Here is a 17,904-nt window from a genome sequence, read left to right on the forward strand (position 1 = left end):
CGTGTCATGTCTGTGAGCGATACTTCATTAAGCGAACGCTTATCTCAATACCAACGACATATTAAAATTCCAGCGCCTGCAGTCGCGGGAGTTTTAACGCGTGTGGTTGGTTTAACACTGGAAGCCAAAGGTTTGCGCGCTCCGGTAGGCAGCCAATGTAAAATTGAAACAATGAACGGCTTTGTTGACGCTGAAATTGTTGGATTTAACGATCAAACTTTGTATTTAATGCCTAACGACCACATTTCAGGCGTACTTCCTGGTGCGCGAGTTATCCCCCAAGTTAATGACACAGGTTTGCCTGTTGGCATGAGCTTACTTGGTCGAGTGGTAGACGGCTTAGGCAGACCTTTAGATGGCTTAGGTAAAATTAATGCAGAACATACACTCAAATTTGCTCAAAATGCAATAAACCCTCTTGCAAGACGCCCCATTAGTAAGCCTATGGATGTGGGGGTACGTGCTATTAACTCGGTGATTACTGTCGGCCAAGGCCAGCGCATGGGCTTATTTGCAGGCTCTGGTGTGGGTAAATCAGTATTATTAGGCATGATGACCCGAGGCAGTGAAGCCGATGTGATTGTAGTGGGTTTAGTCGGTGAGCGTGGTCGAGAAGTAAAAGAATTTATTGAAGAAATACTGGGTGTTGAAGGGCGTAAACGTTCAGTTGTTGTTGCAGCCCCCGCTGATGCCTCACCATTAATGCGATTAAAAGGCTGCGAAAGTGCGGTAACCATTGCAGAGTATTTTCGAGATCAAGGTTTAAACGTATTGTTATTACTCGACTCGGTGACGCGTTATGCTATGGCACAGCGTGAAATCGCCCTTGCCGTCGGTGAGCCCCCTGCAACAAAAGGTTACCCACCTTCAGTATTTGCTAAATTACCTGCGCTGGTGGAAAGAGCGGGTAATGGCGGGGAAGGGCAAGGCTCTATTACTGCCTTTTTTACCGTACTGAGTGAAGGCGATGACATGCAAGACCCGATTGCTGATGCTGCACGTGCCATACTTGACGGACATATTGTTTTATCTCGTGATTTAGCCGACAGCGGCCATTATCCTGCCATTGACATAGAAAAATCGATTTCTCGAGTTATGCCTCAAGTGGTGTCTGAATCGCACATGCAACAAGCTCGGGTGCTTAAGCAAGTGTATTCAATGTATCAACAGAACAAAGACATGATCACCTTGGGCGCTTATCAAAAAGGCAGTGATCAAATGCTCGATCAGGCAATAAACATGATGCCAAGAGTGAACGCATTTTTACAACAAGGGATGCGTGATGTGATTAGCTATGATGATGGCCTTCAAGGGCTCGCGCAATTATTAGGACAAGCATAATGGCAAAAAATAAACTGCATTTGTTGCTCAGGCTTGAAAACGAAAAAGAAGAAACGTTGCGCATGAGCTACTTGCAAGCTAATCAAAATTTGCAAGTAAATCAGCAAAAGCTGCAGGGCTTAAATGACTTTCGACTTGAATACACGCAGCAACTTCATATTAAGGGGCAGTCGGGTTTATCAAGTGCCGGATTTAGTCAGTATCATGCATTCATTGCTAAGATTGAAGAAGCGATACGTCAACAAGCAAGCACTGTTAACACTGCAAAGCAGGTGGTTAGCCAGCGTAAAACCTTGTGGTTAAAGCAACAAGTAAAAGCGAAAGCGGTTGCTAAGTTAATTGAAAAACAACAGATAAAAGCGGATATGTTGGCCGCTAAAAGTGAGCAAAAAATGCTCGATGAATTTTCCTCTAATCAGTTTTATCAAAGGCATAAAGCACTATAAGGTAGGCATGCTAATTGCTTAGATTCTACAAGAGCAATGATTTTTAGGATTGTGCGGTGGGCTGTTGCCGCTTTTATTAGGTGATTTATGGCGATAAATGATATTTCAATGTTAGCGGTATCTGAGCAAGACTCATACTTAGTTAAAAAAGACAGTGATAAAACAAAGCTAGATAGCAGTAATGATGCTGGCTTTTTTGATCAATTAGCCCTTGCTAACCAAGCTTCTGAAACACACAGTACGCAAGCTAAAGCGCCAAACAAACAATCAGCAGATGAACAATCCGATCTAAAAGAGCAAAGTAGCGAAGAAAAGCCTTTGAGCGGTGAAGATATGCTGGCGCAAATTAATGCGGCACAAGTCATCGATACCTCAGTAAAAAATAACCCCCATGGTGGTGCGCAGTTAATAGACAAAGACGCTGTTAAAATAAACGCTAAGCCTGAAAATAAGCTGGCACCTATTATTACTATGCCAAGTGATGCCGTTATGGATGATGAAATCATTCCACAAACACAAAATGTACAAGGTGCTAATTTAGCAGGAAAAGGCGAAGGTGAGCCGACACTGCTTGACACAAAAGCGCTAGCAGCTGTTAATGCGAGTCAAAAAGGCGATGTTGTTTCAAGCCAATTAGCAACAGATAAGGTGGCCGATAAGCCGACTGATACCACAACCGTAAAATCATCATTAGACTCATCAATTTTGGCGCTGTTATCAAAAGATGATAATGCCATTAAAGCAGATAAATTATTGGCAAATTTAACACCTGCTCAGCAAGGTGAATTAGCCACTGAGCTTAATGCGATGAGCAAGCCAATTAATAAAGATAACCTAGCGGATTTAAAGCAATTACTCAGTAAGTATGTGAGTGAAAGTGAGAAGCCGCAAACACCTCAGCAGGTCATTAATGCACAAATAAGTACGCTAACTACCCCAGAGAAACAGGCATTGCTCAATCAATTGCAGGGATACATTAAAAGCGAGTCTCTATCTACTAAAGAACTGACCTCTTTAAAAGGAGTTATCAGTGATTTAGAAACTGCTATTAACGCAGATACTTTGTTTAGTGCCAAAGATAAGCCATTGTTTGCCAATAATACTTTGACACCAGTTGTTACACCTAAAACACAACAAGGTACTGAATCAGCTAATGTAAAACCTGAGCTAAAATTAGAGAGTTCAAAATCGGTAGCTGATAACCCTGAAGAGCTTGCCAAACAGTTAGACGCGTTACAAAAAGAGAGTATGCGTGCCACTAACGCAGAACAAATGCCACCGCGTGCTGCACAGGTTTTTTCTCAAATCATTAATATATTTGATAAATCGTCGCTTAATACGCTCGCTAAATACGATACTTTAGGCTACGAGCAAGCTATTATTGAAGCGCAAAGTTTACAGGCCGGGCAGTTGCAAAGTACTGCACAAGCTAAACAGGTAAGCATTGATCCTGCTACCTTACAGGCGTTAAATATTATTAAAAGTGATGCTGCAAAAATGCTACAAGAGCGCGTTACCTCAATGTTAAGCATTAATAATAAAGAAGCTGAAATTCGTTTAGATCCACCTGAGATGGGCAGTATGCAAATTCGCATTCGAAGTGACGCGGAACAAGCACAAATAAACTTTGTAGTGCAAAATCAGCAAGCCAAAGAAGCGCTGGAGCAGTCATTACCTAGGCTTAGAGAATTATTAATGCAACAGGGTTTAGAACTAGGTGAAAGCAGTATTTCTTATGGCGATTCATCGGCAGAACAAAACGAGCAACAAGAAGGTCAGGCACAAGGTCAAATGGCTAATAATCGCTCTTCAGATGAGACAAATAGTGAGCAATCAGATATGCAAACAGACAGTTCTGGACAACAAACGTCATCATCAATAGATTACTATGCCTAAGTCCTGCTATTATAATAGTTAAAACAAGCAAATACCTTTGCGAATAAAGGAAATACAATGGCTGAAGATACTAATTTAGAAATAGAAGAAGTCAGTAAAAATAAAAGCAAACTCATTATAATTATAGCTGCTGTATTGGTAATTGTTGGCGGTGTAGCTGGTTACTTTTTACTATCGGGGGATGATGAGGCCTTAGAAACTCTAACAGATGATAGTGCCAGTGGTGAATTAGCTGCTGCATCATCAAGCTCTTCAGCAACAATAGGCACAGCCTTATATATTTCAATGCCAAGACCTTTTGTATTTAATGTCCCTGGGGCAAGTCGCGATAGAATTGTGCAAATTAAAGTGCAATTACTGGTGCGCGGGGATGGCAATGAAGAAATAGCTAAAAAGCATATTCCTCTTATAGAAGGTACGTTGTTAAATGTATTTTCTATGACCACAGCTGATGAGTTAAGTAGCAGTGTTGGTAAGGAAACACTGCGCTTTACTGCGCTTGATAAAGTGCAAGCAGCTATGATGGATGTGGAAGGAAGTAAAGTAATTGAGCGGGTACTGTTTACCGGCTTTGTAATGCAATAAGGGGTCAGTGTGAGCGATTTATTATCCCAAGACGAAATTGATGCGCTATTACACGGTGTTGATGAGGTCGAAGAGGAAGATATACACGACGGTGACGAAGGTGATGGAAGTACACTTCAATATGACTTCTCTTCGCAAGATCGTATCGTACGTGGTCGCATGCCGACACTTGAAATTGTTAATGAGCGATTTGCGCGTCATATGCGAATTAGCTTATTTAACATGATGCGCCGCACCGCAGAGGTGTCAATTAACGGCGTGCAAATGATCAAGTTTGGTGAGTATATTCACACCTTATTTGTACCAACTAGTTTGAACATGGTGCGTTTTCGTCCACTAAAAGGCACCGGCCTAATTACTATGGAGGCGCGCTTAGTTTTTATATTGGTAGACAACTTCTTTGGTGGCGATGGCCGCTATCATGCCAAAATTGAAGGGCGTGAATTTACCCCAACAGAACGCCGAATCGTGCAAATGCTACTAAAAATAATCTTTGAAGATTACAAAGAGGCATGGGCACCTGTGATGGATGTGTCGTTCGAGTATCTTGATTCTGAGGTGAACCCCGCCATGGCTAACATTGTTAGTCCAACCGAAGTGGTGGTTATAAGCTCTTTTCACATTGAACTTGATGGCGGTGGTGGTGACTTTCATATTGCGCTGCCGTATTCAATGCTCGAACCTATTCGAGAGCTACTGGATGCAGGTGTTCAGTCTGATACTGAAGATACTGATTTACGCTGGAGTAAGGCGCTTCGTGACGAAATAATGGATGTAGAAGTCGACTTATCGACTCAGCTACTTGAAGTTGATTTAAGCTTAAAACAAATTATGGAGCTTAAGGCTGGGGATATTATTCCTGTTGAAATGCCAGAGCATATTACTGTGTTTGTGGAAGAGTTACCTACATTTAGAGCTAAAATGGGTCGTTCACGCGATAACGTTGCGCTACAAATAAGTGAAAAAATTAAACGCCCTGATTCAGTTAAATCTGAGCTGCATGTCTTTACCAAAGGCGGCAAAAAAATTGATTCAGATGCAGAATTAGCAGAACTAGAAGATGATTTACACCTTTCAAACGGTGTAGACTTAGACTGGTAATTGATTAAAAGGTTAAAAGTATGAGCGATGATCAAGATACAATGGACGAATGGGCAGCAGCACTTGCTGAGGCTGAGGGAACTGATGATAGTGCAGAGGTTAAAGTAACCGAACTTGATGAGCTGGATGATTCAAAACATGAGCTCAGCGGTGAAGAAAAACGTAAACTCGACACTATTTTAGATATTCCCGTTACTATTTCGATGGAAGTAGGGCGTTCTAAAATTAATATTCGTAATTTACTACAACTTAACCAAGGCTCAGTTGTTGAGCTTGATAGGGTTGCTGGTGAGCCGCTTGATGTATTAGTTAATGGTACATTGATAGCACATGGTGAAGTGGTTGTGGTGAACGATAAGTTTGGTATTCGCTTAACAGATGTAATTAGTCAGGTTGAACGGATCAAAAAATTACGATGATAGCATTACTTGGTTTAAGCAATTCAGTGTTTGCAGCTACCGATGCTGCAACACCCACCACAGACATTATTTCAATGGTGATGTCGTTAGCTGTGGTAGTGGTGTTAATTTTAGTGTTGGCTTTTTTTGTTAAAAAGCTCAATCCAAATTTAACCAACAACGATGAGTTTAAAGTGATCCGTAGTCTTCCTCTAGGATCACGCGAGCGATTAATGGTTGTTGAAATAGATAACGCTCAGCACCTATTAGGGGTGACCCCGCACAGCATTAATTATTTACATAAGCTAGAAACTCCTTTAACGGAAAAAGAGTTACCAGAATTAGCGAAGCGTTTTGGCAAAATGTTGAATCCGCAACTTAATCAAAATAAAAAGAATTAATATTATGACTAAATGGCTGCTTATCATTCTTGCCATCGTGTTCATTCCTGGTGTTAATGCAGAGGGAATTGATGCGCTAACCATAACCACTAATGCTGACGGCACACAAGATTACTCAGTGACGCTTCAAGTATTAGCGATCATGACGGCAATGAGCTTTATTCCAGCGGCCATTATCATGATGACCTCGTTCACTCGAATTATTGTTGTATTGGCTATTTTGCGCCAAGCGATTGGCTTACAGCAAACCCCTTCGAATCAAGTTTTATTAGGTATGTCGCTGTTTTTAAGTATTTTTATTATGGCGCCTATTTATGAGCAAATAAACGAACGTGCAATCGAACCGTACTTAAGTGAGCAGGTAACATCACTAGAGGCACTCGATTTAGCCAAAGAGCCAATGAAAGCCTTTATGCTTTCTCAAGTACGACTAAAAGATTTAGAAACCTTTGCAAAAATAGCTGGGTACGATCAGCTTGATTCACCTGAAGCAACGCCAATGATTGTTCTTATTCCGGCGTTTGTAACCAGTGAGCTACAAACGGCCTTTATTATTGGGTTTATGTTCTTCATTCCCTTTTTGATTGTCGATTTGGTGGTTGCATCGGTGTTGATGGCCATGGGTATGATGATGCTATCCCCCATGATTGTATCGCTACCGTTTAAGATTATGTTGTTTGTATTGGTTGATGGTTGGAGCTTGGTGATGGGTACGCTCGCTAAAAGCTTTGGTTTAGGCACATAGCAGTGCTTTATAAATTGAACCAATCACACTAGGAGTCGCCCATGGAACCTGAAGTATTTGTTGATATTTTAAGTGGAGCCCTGTTTTTAGTGATTAAGCTGGTGTCTGCTATTGTGGTCCCTGGTTTAATTATTGGTTTAGTAGTGGCAGTATTTCAGGCGGCAACCTCAATTAACGAACAAACACTGAGCTTTTTACCGCGTTTATTAATTACCATTGGTGCATTAATTGTGGGTGGACATTGGTTTACTCAAGAGCTGATGGACTTTTTTAATCGCTTAGTACTTCTTATACCCGAAATAGCAGGTTAACGATGGAGTTTCCATTTTCCGTTGTTATTCAATGGCTAAGTGATTTTTTACTGCCTTTGGTCCGCATAAGCTCAATGATCATGATCATGGCGGGTATTGGCGCCAAAAATGTACCCTCTCGAATTAAAATGGGCTTAGCTGTGGTAGTCACATTTTTAGTAGTGCCTGTTTTACCTCCTGCTACGTTTACTAATTTATTTTCTTTTGAAATGATTTTAGTGGTACTACAACAAATGCTGATTGGTGTCGCGATTGGTTTTGCATCTACACTATTGCTCAATACGTTTGTATTAGCAGGGCAAATTCTTGCTATGCAAACCGGTTTAGGTTTTGCGTCTGTTGTTGACCCCTCAAATGGAATGAGTGTGCCTGCTGTAGGGCAGTTCTACCTCATTTTAGCTACCTTGTTATTTTTTGTATTTAATGGCCACTTAATGATGATTCAAATGGTGGTGCATAGTTTTCAGGTATTGCCAATTGATGGTAATTGGTGGGCGGTTGATCATTACTGGGACATAGTGACATGGGGTGGTTGGATGTTTACCACTGCATTAGTGCTGTCATTAGCACCATTAACCGCCATGCTGGTTATTAATATGGCATTTGGTATTATGACCCGTGCTGCACCGCAGTTAAATATTTTCTCGATAGGCTTCCCGTTTACCTTAGTGGCAGGGCTCGTTATTATTTGGGCAACGCTCGGTAACTTTGTCACTCAGTTTGAGTTCCAATGGCTAAAAATGGTTGAGCTGATGTGTACTCTAATTGGTTGTTCCCCTTAGGAGAGCGTAATGGCTGAAGATTCCGGACAAGAAAAAACCGAAGAACCCACCCCAAAAAAAGTTGATGATGCTAAAAAGAAAGGCCAAATAGCGCGTTCTAAAGAGTTAGGTACCATGTTTGTGCTTATTTTTTCTGCTATTTCCTTATTAATGTATGGGCCTGAAATTGGCAAAGGCTTGTACCGCATTATGGGAAGAATGCTGAGTCTTAACCGCAATGAAACCTACGACACCACCAAAATGTTTGCCGTATGGGGAGAGGTGGCCGACGTACTGTTATTTCCTATGTCGATGTTTGTACTCATTATTGTATTGGCTGCATTTATCGGTAATACCATGCTTGGCGGCTTTAATTTTAGTTGGCAAGCAGCTGCGCCCAAAGCCAGTAAAATGTCGCCAATGAAAGGCTTTACCCGCATGTTTGGTCCACAAGCGGCTATAGAATTGCTTAAGTCATTATTAAAGTTTGGCTTGGTGGCCGCATTTGCTATTTTTTTAATTAATACGTTTTTTGATGAAATCTTACATTTAAGTATAGAAAGTGCGCCTGGCAATATTGTTCATGCTTTGGAAATTTTAGCGTGGATGTTTTTAGCCATGTCTTGCACCTTAATTATTATTGCTGCTATTGATGCGCCTTTTCAAAGTTATAGCCATAACAAACAGCTTAAAATGACTATGCAAGAGGTAAAAGACGAATATAAAAACTCAGAAGGTGATCCGCAGATTAAAGCGCGCATAAGGCAAACCCAACGTCAAATGTCGCAAAAGAGAATGATGCAGGATGTGCCAGACGCCGATGTTATTGTTACCAACCCTACTCACTATTCCGTAGCTTTAAAATACGATACAGAGCGAGCAGGCGCGCCTATTGTATTAGCCAAAGGTGTGGATGAGCTCGCCATGCAAATTCGTAAAATTGCATTGGGTAATGAAGTGCCTATTGTTGAGTCTCCAACTTTAACCCGAGCGCTTTATCATACTGCAGAAGTGGGTGAGCAAATCCCCGATCAGCTATTTACTGCGGTTGCTCAAGTGCTTGCTTATGTGTTTCAGCTTAAACGGTTTAAAAAAGGCCGTGGAAAACGCCCTGTTGCCCTTAATAAAAAGCTGCCTATCCCCGATGAATTTAAGTATTAACTGCTAACCAACTAACTTGGAATAGTTATTGCAATTTCAGCGTAGTGTCAATTTTTTGAAATTGTAGAGTTATGGAATTTAAAGCGGTATTACAACAACTTAATAAAGATAAAAAAGAATATGCGAAGGGCGTTGGTACACCGCTTTTGGTGTTGGCTGCGCTGGGTATGGTTATTTTACCACTGCCTCCATTCCTGCTTGATATATTATTTTCGTTTAATATCGCGCTTGCGTTAGTTGTATTACTGGTCACTGTATACACCATGAAACCGCTTGAGTTTGGTATGTTCCCAGCCGTGCTGTTAATTGCAACCATAATGCGCTTAGCACTCAATGTGGCCAGTACCCGGGTGGTACTGCTTGAGGGTCATAACGGTGGGGATGCTGCTGGTAAAGTCATTGAAGCATTTGGTTCAGTGGTAATCGGTGGTAACTACGCCGTGGGCTTGGTGGTGTTTTTAATTCTGATCATCATTAACTTTGTGGTAATCACCAAAGGTGCTGGTCGTATTTCAGAAGTATCAGCGCGTTTTACTCTAGATGCTATGCCAGGTAAGCAAATGGCCATAGATGCAGATATGAATGCCGGTTTTATCAGTGCCGAGCAAGCCAGAGAACGTCGTGAGGAAGTAACTCGTGAAGCTGACTTTTATGGTTCTATGGATGGTGCTAGTAAATTTGTAAAAGGCGATGCTATTGCTGGCATAGTCATTTTAGTGATCAATATTGTGGGTGGCTTATTTGTTGGCATGATCCAACATGATTTAAGTTTTTCACGCGCTATGGAAGTGTACACACTATTGACCATTGGTGATGGCTTAGTCGCGCAATTACCTTCATTACTACTTTCAATTGGTACTGCAATTGTTGTAACCCGTCAAAATGAATCGCACAACATGGGCGATCAGTTTAAGAAGCAATTAGGTAACGAAAAATCGTTATTTATTGCCTCAGGTATCCTTATTACTATGGGCTTAGTCCCAGGTATGCCACACCTTGCATTTTTAAGCTTAGGGGCGCTTTTAGGTTACCTTGCATACTATACTCAGCAAAATAAACTGAAATTAGCCGCTGCAGAAGCAGAAGAAGCCGAAAATGCGGCCTCAGGTACCGGAATTGCGGCTAAACAAGAGCAAAAAGAACTGGGTTGGGATGATGTTCAACAAGTTGATGTTATTGGTCTAGAAGTCGGTTACCGACTCATTCCTCTCGTTGACCAATCACAAGGTGGCGAGCTGTTAAACCGTATTAAAGGAGTGCGTAAAAAACTATCTCAAGAGCTGGGCTTTTTAGTGCCGCCGGTGCATATACGCGATAATCTAGAACTCGACCCAAATGCATACCGCATAACCATGATGGGTGTATCAAGTGGTGAGGGTGAGCTTAAACATGGTGATGAATTAGCGATTAACCCAGGCCAAGTATTTGGCCCGCTAAAAGGAATTGAAACTAAAGATCCTGCGTTTGGTTTAGATGCGGTTTGGATAAAACCCGATCAAAAAGATGAAGCACAGTCTTTAGGTTACACGGTGGTTGATTCGGCGACCGTGGTGGCAACCCATATTAGCCAGTTACTCACCAATAGCGCCGCATTATTACTCGGACATGAAGAAGTACAGAACTTATTAGATATGTTAGGTAAGAGTCACCCTCGCTTAGTTGAAGGACTTGTACCTGAGGTATTACCGCTGACCACCATCGTTAAAGTACTACAAAATTTATTAAACGAAGGGGTGGCAATACGAGATATGCGTTCAATTGTTCAAACCCTTGTTGAGTATGGCCCTCGTAGCCAAGACCCAGATGTATTAACGGCTGCAGTGCGAATATCACTGCGTAGATTAATCGTCCAAGATGCCGTTGGTATGTCTTCTGAAATCCCTGTCATAACCTTGGCGCCTGAGTTGGAACAGATGTTGCATCAGTCACTTCAAAATGCAGGTGATGAAGGTGCCGGAATAGAACCAGGGCTTGCTGATAGACTTCAAACATCATTGAATGAAGCGCATCAAAATCAAGAAATGGCCGGTGAACCTTCAATATTGCTAACGTCAGGAATGTTACGCACTGTGTTATCTCGATTTGTTAAATACACCATTCCAGGATTGCGAGTGATGTCTTATCAAGAGATACCAGATGAAAGACAGATCAAGATTGTCAGCTCTGTAGGCCAACAATAAGATTTTAAAGGGGTTTGAATTATGAAAATTAAACGTTTTTTTGCTAAAGACATGCGCACTGCACTAAAAGAAGTAAAAGAAGAGTTGGGTGTTGATGCGGTTATTATGTCAAATAAAAAACTAGCTAATGGCGTTGAAATTGTTGCTGCAGTTGATTACGACAAAGCAGCGACAAAAGCGCCAGAGCAGCCTCAAAGCCAACCTGCTGCAAGAGCTTCATTTGCACATACTGAGCAAAGTTCACATAATTTTGTTAAACCAGAACCGCAACGCGCTCAACCTAAGCCACAGGCAAAGGTTGCAGATAGCTTACAAGCTTTACTAGAGCGTCAGTCTCCACGTCCTCGTTCAGCAGAGCTTGCTTCAATGTTTTCACACTCTGGCATTGACACTTCTGGTCACTATCAAGAACAAGAGCCTGTGCAATCACGACCTAAAAATATGTTTGAACGTGAACAAAGCGCGCCAGTGCGCCCTCGCCCCCAAGCCGATAGCTTAGGTTTCGACGACTTAGACAGTGGCTTTGACGATTTAGATTCACCTAGCGCACCGCGTCAGCAAACAATGCATAAAGAATCCAGTGACATCAGCACAATGCGTGAAGAAATGAACGCAATTCGTCAACTATTAGAGCACCAAGTATCAGGTTTAATGCAGCAAGATATGGCACGTCGCGACCCGACCCGTGCATGTATGATTGACCGCTTAGTCGGTATGGGGATAGAAAAAAATGTTGCTGAGCAAATGGCATGTTTTGTACCAGACGATGTGTCTCGCCAACAAGGCTGGAAAGCTTTATTGAACATGGTTGAAGATCAAATGCAAACCACGAACAACGAAATACTTCGCCAAGGCGGTGTTTTTGCGTTAGTCGGACCTACTGGCGTGGGTAAAACCACCACAGTTGCAAAACTGGCAGCATTGGGTGCACAAAAATACGGTGCCGATAAAGTAGCGCTTATTACTACCGATACCTACCGTATTGGTGCTTATGAGCAGCTAGCAACGTATGGTCGTATTATAGGTTGTGGCGTTAAACAAGTTAAAGATGCAAATGAATTAGCAGAAGTTTTATACCATTTACGAAATAAACGTCTAGTCTTAATTGATACAGCAGGAATGAGTCAACGTGATTTACGCTTAACCGAGCAGTTAAACACCTTGATGCGTAATCAGCGTGTTGATATACGTAGTTATTTAGTATTAAGTGCGACGGCGCAAATTAATGTATTACAAGAAACAGTAAGGCACTTTAAAAAAGTACAGCTAAGCGGATGTATTTTTACTAAACTTGATGAGTCATTGAGTTTAGGTGAGATTATTAGTATTGCGATTCAAAATCGTCTCCCAATAGGGTATCTTACTAACGGTCAGCGAGTACCAGAAGATATTAGAGTGGCAAATGCCGAAAAACTAGTAAAAAAAGCTGAGCAATTGTATTTAAAAAGAATAAAAGCACAACAATCACGACACCAATCAGTGGCGTCGAGCACAGTAGAGATGTATGATTAACACAGTTTTAGATCAAGCAAGCGGCCTTCGCAAAATGAGCAAGAATAATAATAACGGCGTAAAAGTTATCGCTGTCACCGGCGGCAAAGGTGGAGTAGGTAAAACAAACGTATCCCTTAATACGGCAATCGCGCTAGGCCAACAAGGCAAACGTGTGCTGGTTTTAGATGCTGATTTAGGGTTAGCTAATTGTGATGTTATGCTTGGACTGCGTGTAGAGCGCAATTTATCTCATGTTTTATCAGGTGAGTGTGAACTTGAAGATATTTTAGTTGAAGGCCCTGCAGGTATAAAAATAGTACCTGCAACATCGGGTTCGCAAAGTATGGTTGAGTTATCACCCTCAGAGCACGCTGGACTTATTCGTGCATTTAGTGAACTTAACACTGATTTTGATATTTTAATTGTTGATACCGCTGCGGGTATTTCTGACATGGTATTGAGCTTTTCTCGTGCCGCACAGGATGTGGTTGTGGTGGTATGTGATGAGCCAACATCAATTACCGATGCCTATGCGCTCATTAAAGTACTGAGCCGTGAGCACGGCGTATACAAATTTAAAATTGTTGCCAACATGGTGCGTAGCTTACGTGAAGGGCAGGAATTATTTGCTAAACTTTCAAAAGTAACCGACCGATTTTTAGATATATCAATGGAGCTGGTTGCAACAGTTCCTTATGATGAGAATATGCGCAAATCAACGCGTCGCCAAAAAGTAATTGTTGAGGTTTTTCCTGGGTCGCCTGCTGCAATTGCTTTTAAAACACTGGCGACAAAAATTGCTAAGTGGCCAACACCTAGTCAAGCCTCGGGTCATTTAGAGTTTTTCATTGAGAAACTAGTTAGTAACTAACAATGACAATACCGGTGAATAGAGCTATGGGATATCAGTCAACACAAAATTTAAATATGATTGTTGAAAAGCATGCCTCATTAGTCAAAAAAGTGGCGTGCCATTTAATTGCTCGTTTACCGGCCAGTGTGCAGCTAGATGATTTAATTCAATCGGGTATGATTGGTTTAATTGAAGCTTCAAAAAACTTTGATGCAAGCAAAGGCGCAAGCTTTGAAACCTTTGCCGGTATTCGTATTCGTGGTGCGATGATAGACGAAATGCGCCGAGGCGATTGGGTTCCACGTTCAGTTCACAGAAAAAGCCGTTTGGTTGCAGAGACTATTGTTGCGCTTGAGAACAGTTTAAACCGTGAACCTAAAGATAGTGAAGTTGCTGAAAAACTTGAAATTTCGCTAAATGAGTACCATCATATTTTAAACGATGTAAATGTAAGCAAAGTGTTAGGCATTGAAGACCTTGGTATAGATGATGATGTGATTACACCTCATGGCCAAGATTTAGCACTAGACAAACCGTTCAATAATGTTAAAAATGAACGGTTTAATGAGTCTTTACTCAGTGCAATAAAGTCGTTACCTGAAAAAGATGCAATGGTGCTTTCTTTGTACTACAACGATGAGATGAATTTAAAAGAAATTGGGCATATACTCGATGTAAGTGAATCGCGTGTAAGTCAGATACATGGTCAGGCGATGATTAAGCTTAAAGCAAAAATCAATGACTGGATAAACTAGAAGTAAGTAAATAAAGGTTCAGGCCTCACTGGAGGATGTTTTGGATAAAAACATTAAAATTCTTGTTGTTGATGATTTCTCAACAATGAGACGTATTATTAAAAACCTGTTGCGCGATTTAGGTTTTACCAATGTTCAAGAAGCAGATGACGGCTCAACTGCTTTGCCTATGTTGCAAAATCAAGCGTTTGATTTTGTTGTAACAGATTGGAATATGCCAGGCATGCAAGGTATTGATCTTTTAAGGGCAATTCGAGCTGATGAAAAATTAAAGCATATTCCTGTTTTAATGGTTACAGCAGAAGCTAAAAAAGAACAAATAATTGCTGCGGCCCAAGCAGGTGTTAATGGCTATATTGTTAAACCATTTACTGCAGGTACATTGAAAACTAAATTAGAAAAAGTGTTCGAACGCTTAGGTTAATGAGAGGGAGAGGCTTATGTCAGCACCTGCTGCGCCTCAGATTACTTTAGAACAAGCTCGCCAGTTAGTGGTTTTTTTAGAAAATGGTGAGCAAGATAAAGCGAATCAGTTAATTTTAGAAACAGCTTCACAAGAGCAATCACAGTTATTTGCTGAGGTGGGTAAGTTAACGCGTCAACTGCACGAAGCTTTAAAAAGCTTTGAATTAGATACGCGATTAACAGACATTACCACTGATGCCATCCCTGATGCTAAAAAACGCCTCAACTATGTTATGGAAATGACAGAAAACGCAGCCAACAAAACGATGGATGCGGTTGAAGCAAGCTTACCTTTAGCGCAAGAAATTGCTGACGAAATAGCTGATATCAAGCCAACATGGGATCGGTTAATGAACCGTGAAATTGAGCTTGGTGAGTTTAAGTCACTTTGCCATAGCATTGATAAGTTTATGAACAGCTCTCATCATAAAACGGATGAGTTACAAATGTTGATGACCAATGTATTGATGGCTCAAGACTATCAAGATTTAACTGGTCAGGTTATTCGTCGTGTTATTGAACTTGTGCGTGAAGTTGAAGAGAGCTTAATCCACTTGTTAACTGCATTTGCGGCGCAAGGTGAGGTTGAGCAAGTACAACCAACTGAACAACCAGAAGAAACAGAAGATTCCATTGTTGCACAAACACTAGCAGGTCCAGAAGGGCCTATTATTGATAAAGAATCGCGTAATGATGTTGTATCTGATCAAGATGAAGTTGATGATCTATTATCAAGTTTGGGCTTCTAATAGGAGAGTACTGCATGAGCTTTGAAGTCGATGAAGATATTTTACAAGACTTTTTAGTAGAGGCCGGAGAAATCCTTGAGCTTTTATCTGAACAGTTAGTAGAACTGGAAAACAACCCAGATGATACTGAACTACTAAACGCAATATTCCGTGGCTTCCATACCGTTAAGGGAGGTGCCGGATTTTTGGCAATGACAGAGCTTGTTGATGCATGTCATGGTGCTGAAAACGTGTTTGATTTATTGCGCCAAGGTGTAAGAACAGTTAACTCTGAATTAATGGATGTGATTTTACAAGCACTTGATACCATTAATGAAATGTTTGCCACAATTAAAAATCGTGACCAGCCAGAGCCTGCAGATCCAGAGTTACTTGCAGTACTTCACAAGCTTGGACAACCACCAACGGCTGAAGAACTCGCCGGCGATTCTGCAGTTGAAGACATAGCTCCTGTTGAAACTCCCTCGGTAGAACCTGAACCTGTAGTTGAGCAGCCAAGCAATGATGCGGAAGAAGATCCGTTTGCTTTTGATGAATTATTTAGCGGCCCAGATACTAGTAGTACAGATTCTCAGATTGATGAGATCACTGAAGATGAATTTGAAAGTCTACTTGATGAACTTCATGGAAAAGGGCAAGCCCCGCAAGAAAAACAATCCTCATCAAGCGACAGTGATGTCAGTGGCGATATTACAGATGATGAATTTGATAGCTTATTAGATGAGCTTCATGGTGTCGGTAGTTTTGGTGAAGTAACTCAAAACGCCCCAAGCACACCACAGCAAGCACCATCAGCTCCTACAGCCTCGCAAAATAATGATTCAAGCGCGAGCGATGATGAAATAAGTGATGATGAGTTTGAAGCTCTGCTAGATGAGTTACACGGCAAAGGTGCACCTAAGTCGATAGAAACACCGGCTCCTGAAAGTAAATCTGAACCCGTAGCCGCTAACAAACCAGCGCCTGTTGCTGCAGCAAAACCACAGCCCAAGCCAGAGCCAGCCAAGCCGGTACCGGCTGCACAGCCTGCAAAAGCAGCTCCCGCTAAAAAAGCAGCGCCACCACCGGCAGAAACAACAGTACGTGTTGATACCAAACGCCTAGATCAAATAATGAACATGGTAGGTGAACTGGTACTTGTGCGAAATCGTTTAGTAAGTCTAGCGACTAACTCTGATAGCGAGGCCATGGGTAAAGCAATCTCTAACTTAGATGTAGTGACTGCTGATATCCAAGGTGCAGTAATGCAAACACGAATGCAGCCGATTAAAAAAGTATTTGGCCGTTTTCCTCGTGTTGTACGTGACTTAGCACGAACACTTAAAAAAGATATTAATTTATTACTTGTCGGTGAAGACACCGATTTAGATAAAAATTTAGTGGAAGCATTGGCCGATCCATTGGTGCATTTGGTTCGCAACTCGGTCGACCATGGTATTGAAATGCCCGATATTCGTGAAGCAGCGGGTAAACCTAGAACAGGTACGGTGACTTTATCAGCTTCGCAACAGGGTGATCATATTCTACTTACCATCCAAGATGATGGTGCCGGTATGGATGCTGAAAAGCTTAAAAAGATTGCGATTAGTAAAGGGGTGCTTGATCACGACCAAGCGAGTCGTCTTTCTGATACTGAAGCTTATAACCTTATTTTTGCACCTGGGTTTTCAACCAAAGAAGAAATCTCAGATATTTCTGGCCGTGGTGTTGGTATGGATGTGGTTAAAACAAAAATCACTCAGCTCAATGGCTCGGTTAACATAAAATCAGAAATGGGCGTAGGGACTATTTTAGAAATCAAAGTTCCACTAACACTTGCGATATTGCCTACCTTAATGGTGGTGGTGGGAGAGCAAACCTTTGCGTTGCCGCTGGCGGGTGTAAGTGAAATATTCCACTTAGATTTAACAAAAACCAATGTGGTTGATGGTCAGCTTACTATAATTGTTCGTAAAAAATCGATTCCGTTATTCTACCTTGAACATTGGCTCATAAAAGGGGCCGATAGAGGTCAGCGAAAAGCACAAGGGCATGTCGTTATTGTGCAAATAGGGACTCAAAAAGTAGGGTTCGTTGTTGATTCACTAATAGGTCAAGAAGAAGTGGTGATCAAGCCTTTAGACGCATTACTTCAAGGTACGCCTGGTATGGCAGGTGCAACAATCACCTCTGATGGTGGCATTGCACTGATATTAGATGTGCCAAGTATGTTAAAGCATTACGCTGGATAATTAAAAGTAGGCATATATTTTATGCCTACCT

18 protein-coding genes are annotated in these 17,904 nt (G+C 41.5%); all 18 read left to right on the top strand.

Translation table 11 applies throughout. From position 1 onward, the window contains the following. Positions 1–6: 6 nt before the first annotated feature. On the top strand, positions 7–1,341 hold the full coding sequence (fliI, locus tag P20311_RS09550; protein WP_008112184.1) for a flagellar protein export ATPase FliI: 1,335 nt from the start codon (positions 7–9) through the stop codon (positions 1,339–1,341). Continuing rightward, positions 1,341–1,787, top strand: a complete 447-nt coding sequence (gene fliJ, locus P20311_RS09555; RefSeq protein WP_008112186.1) for a flagellar export protein FliJ — start codon at positions 1,341–1,343, stop codon at positions 1,785–1,787. Before fliI ends, fliJ begins: the two co-directional genes overlap by 1 nt. An 87-nt stretch (positions 1,788–1,874) precedes the next feature. Beyond that, positions 1,875–3,683 (top strand): flagellar hook-length control protein FliK, encoded by a 1,809-nt coding sequence (locus P20311_RS09560; protein WP_008112188.1) that lies wholly within the window; start codon positions 1,875–1,877, stop codon positions 3,681–3,683. 57 nt (positions 3,684–3,740) lie between these two features. Continuing rightward, complete coding sequence (gene fliL / locus P20311_RS09565) at positions 3,741–4,268, top strand: flagellar basal body-associated protein FliL (protein WP_008112190.1); 528 nt, start codon at positions 3,741–3,743, stop codon at positions 4,266–4,268. A 9-nt stretch (positions 4,269–4,277) separates the two neighbouring features. After that, positions 4,278–5,369, top strand: a complete 1,092-nt coding sequence (gene fliM, locus P20311_RS09570) for a flagellar motor switch protein FliM (RefSeq protein WP_008112191.1) — start codon at positions 4,278–4,280, stop codon at positions 5,367–5,369. 20 nt (positions 5,370–5,389) lie between these two features. Next, positions 5,390–5,788: a flagellar motor switch protein FliN gene (fliN, locus tag P20311_RS09575; protein WP_008112193.1), complete on the top strand. Its 399-nt coding sequence runs from the start codon at positions 5,390–5,392 to the stop codon at positions 5,786–5,788. Further along, positions 5,785–6,168: a flagellar biosynthetic protein FliO gene (gene fliO, locus P20311_RS09580; protein WP_008112194.1), complete on the top strand. Its 384-nt coding sequence runs from the start codon at positions 5,785–5,787 to the stop codon at positions 6,166–6,168. The genes fliN and fliO overlap by 4 nt, the downstream gene beginning before the upstream one ends. A 4-nt stretch (positions 6,169–6,172) precedes the next feature. Beyond that, complete coding sequence (fliP, locus tag P20311_RS09585) at positions 6,173–6,913, top strand: flagellar type III secretion system pore protein FliP (RefSeq protein ID WP_008112196.1); 741 nt, start codon at positions 6,173–6,175, stop codon at positions 6,911–6,913. Positions 6,914–6,954: 41 nt separating this feature from the next. Further along, positions 6,955–7,224 carry a flagellar biosynthetic protein FliQ gene (locus tag P20311_RS09590; RefSeq protein ID WP_008112198.1) on the top strand — a complete coding sequence of 90 codons (270 nt, stop codon included), beginning with the start codon at positions 6,955–6,957 and terminating at the stop codon, positions 7,222–7,224. 2 nt (positions 7,225–7,226) lie between these two features. Beyond that, the gene (gene fliR / locus P20311_RS09595; protein ID WP_008112199.1) at positions 7,227–8,006 is read left to right on the top strand and encodes a flagellar biosynthetic protein FliR; all 780 of its coding nucleotides are present in this window, start codon (positions 7,227–7,229) and stop codon (positions 8,004–8,006) included. 9 nt (positions 8,007–8,015) lie between these two features. Beyond that, on the top strand, positions 8,016–9,146 hold the full coding sequence (gene flhB, locus P20311_RS09600) for a flagellar biosynthesis protein FlhB (RefSeq protein ID WP_008112201.1): 1,131 nt from the start codon (positions 8,016–8,018) through the stop codon (positions 9,144–9,146). Between the two features lie 71 nt (positions 9,147–9,217). Further along, positions 9,218–11,326 carry a flagellar biosynthesis protein FlhA gene (gene flhA, locus P20311_RS09605; protein ID WP_008112204.1) on the top strand — a complete coding sequence of 703 codons (2,109 nt, stop codon included), beginning with the start codon at positions 9,218–9,220 and terminating at the stop codon, positions 11,324–11,326. Between the two features lie 21 nt (positions 11,327–11,347). After that, positions 11,348–12,838 (top strand): flagellar biosynthesis protein FlhF, encoded by a 1,491-nt coding sequence (gene flhF, locus P20311_RS09610; protein WP_008112206.1) that lies wholly within the window; start codon positions 11,348–11,350, stop codon positions 12,836–12,838. Next, on the top strand, positions 12,831–13,691 hold the full coding sequence (locus tag P20311_RS09615; RefSeq protein ID WP_008112207.1) for a MinD/ParA family protein: 861 nt from the start codon (positions 12,831–12,833) through the stop codon (positions 13,689–13,691). Before flhF ends, P20311_RS09615 begins: the two co-directional genes overlap by 8 nt. Positions 13,692–13,717: 26 nt before the next feature. Continuing rightward, positions 13,718–14,428, top strand: a complete 711-nt coding sequence (locus tag P20311_RS09620; RefSeq protein WP_008112209.1) for an RNA polymerase sigma factor FliA — start codon at positions 13,718–13,720, stop codon at positions 14,426–14,428. A 40-nt stretch (positions 14,429–14,468) separates the two neighbouring features. Then, positions 14,469–14,852 carry a chemotaxis response regulator CheY gene (gene cheY / locus P20311_RS09625; RefSeq protein ID WP_008112210.1) on the top strand — a complete coding sequence of 128 codons (384 nt, stop codon included), beginning with the start codon at positions 14,469–14,471 and terminating at the stop codon, positions 14,850–14,852. Positions 14,853–14,868: 16 nt separating this feature from the next. Next, positions 14,869–15,642, top strand: coding sequence for a protein phosphatase CheZ (locus P20311_RS09630; RefSeq protein ID WP_008112212.1), 774 nt, complete (start codon positions 14,869–14,871; stop codon positions 15,640–15,642). Positions 15,643–15,656: 14 nt separating this feature from the next. After that, positions 15,657–17,873, top strand: a complete 2,217-nt coding sequence (locus tag P20311_RS09635; protein ID WP_008112214.1) for a chemotaxis protein CheA — start codon at positions 15,657–15,659, stop codon at positions 17,871–17,873. Positions 17,874–17,904: the final 31 nt, after the last annotated feature.

This window comes from Pseudoalteromonas sp. BSi20311, assembly GCF_000239875.1.
Classification (GTDB): domain Bacteria; phylum Pseudomonadota; class Gammaproteobacteria; order Enterobacterales; family Alteromonadaceae; genus Pseudoalteromonas.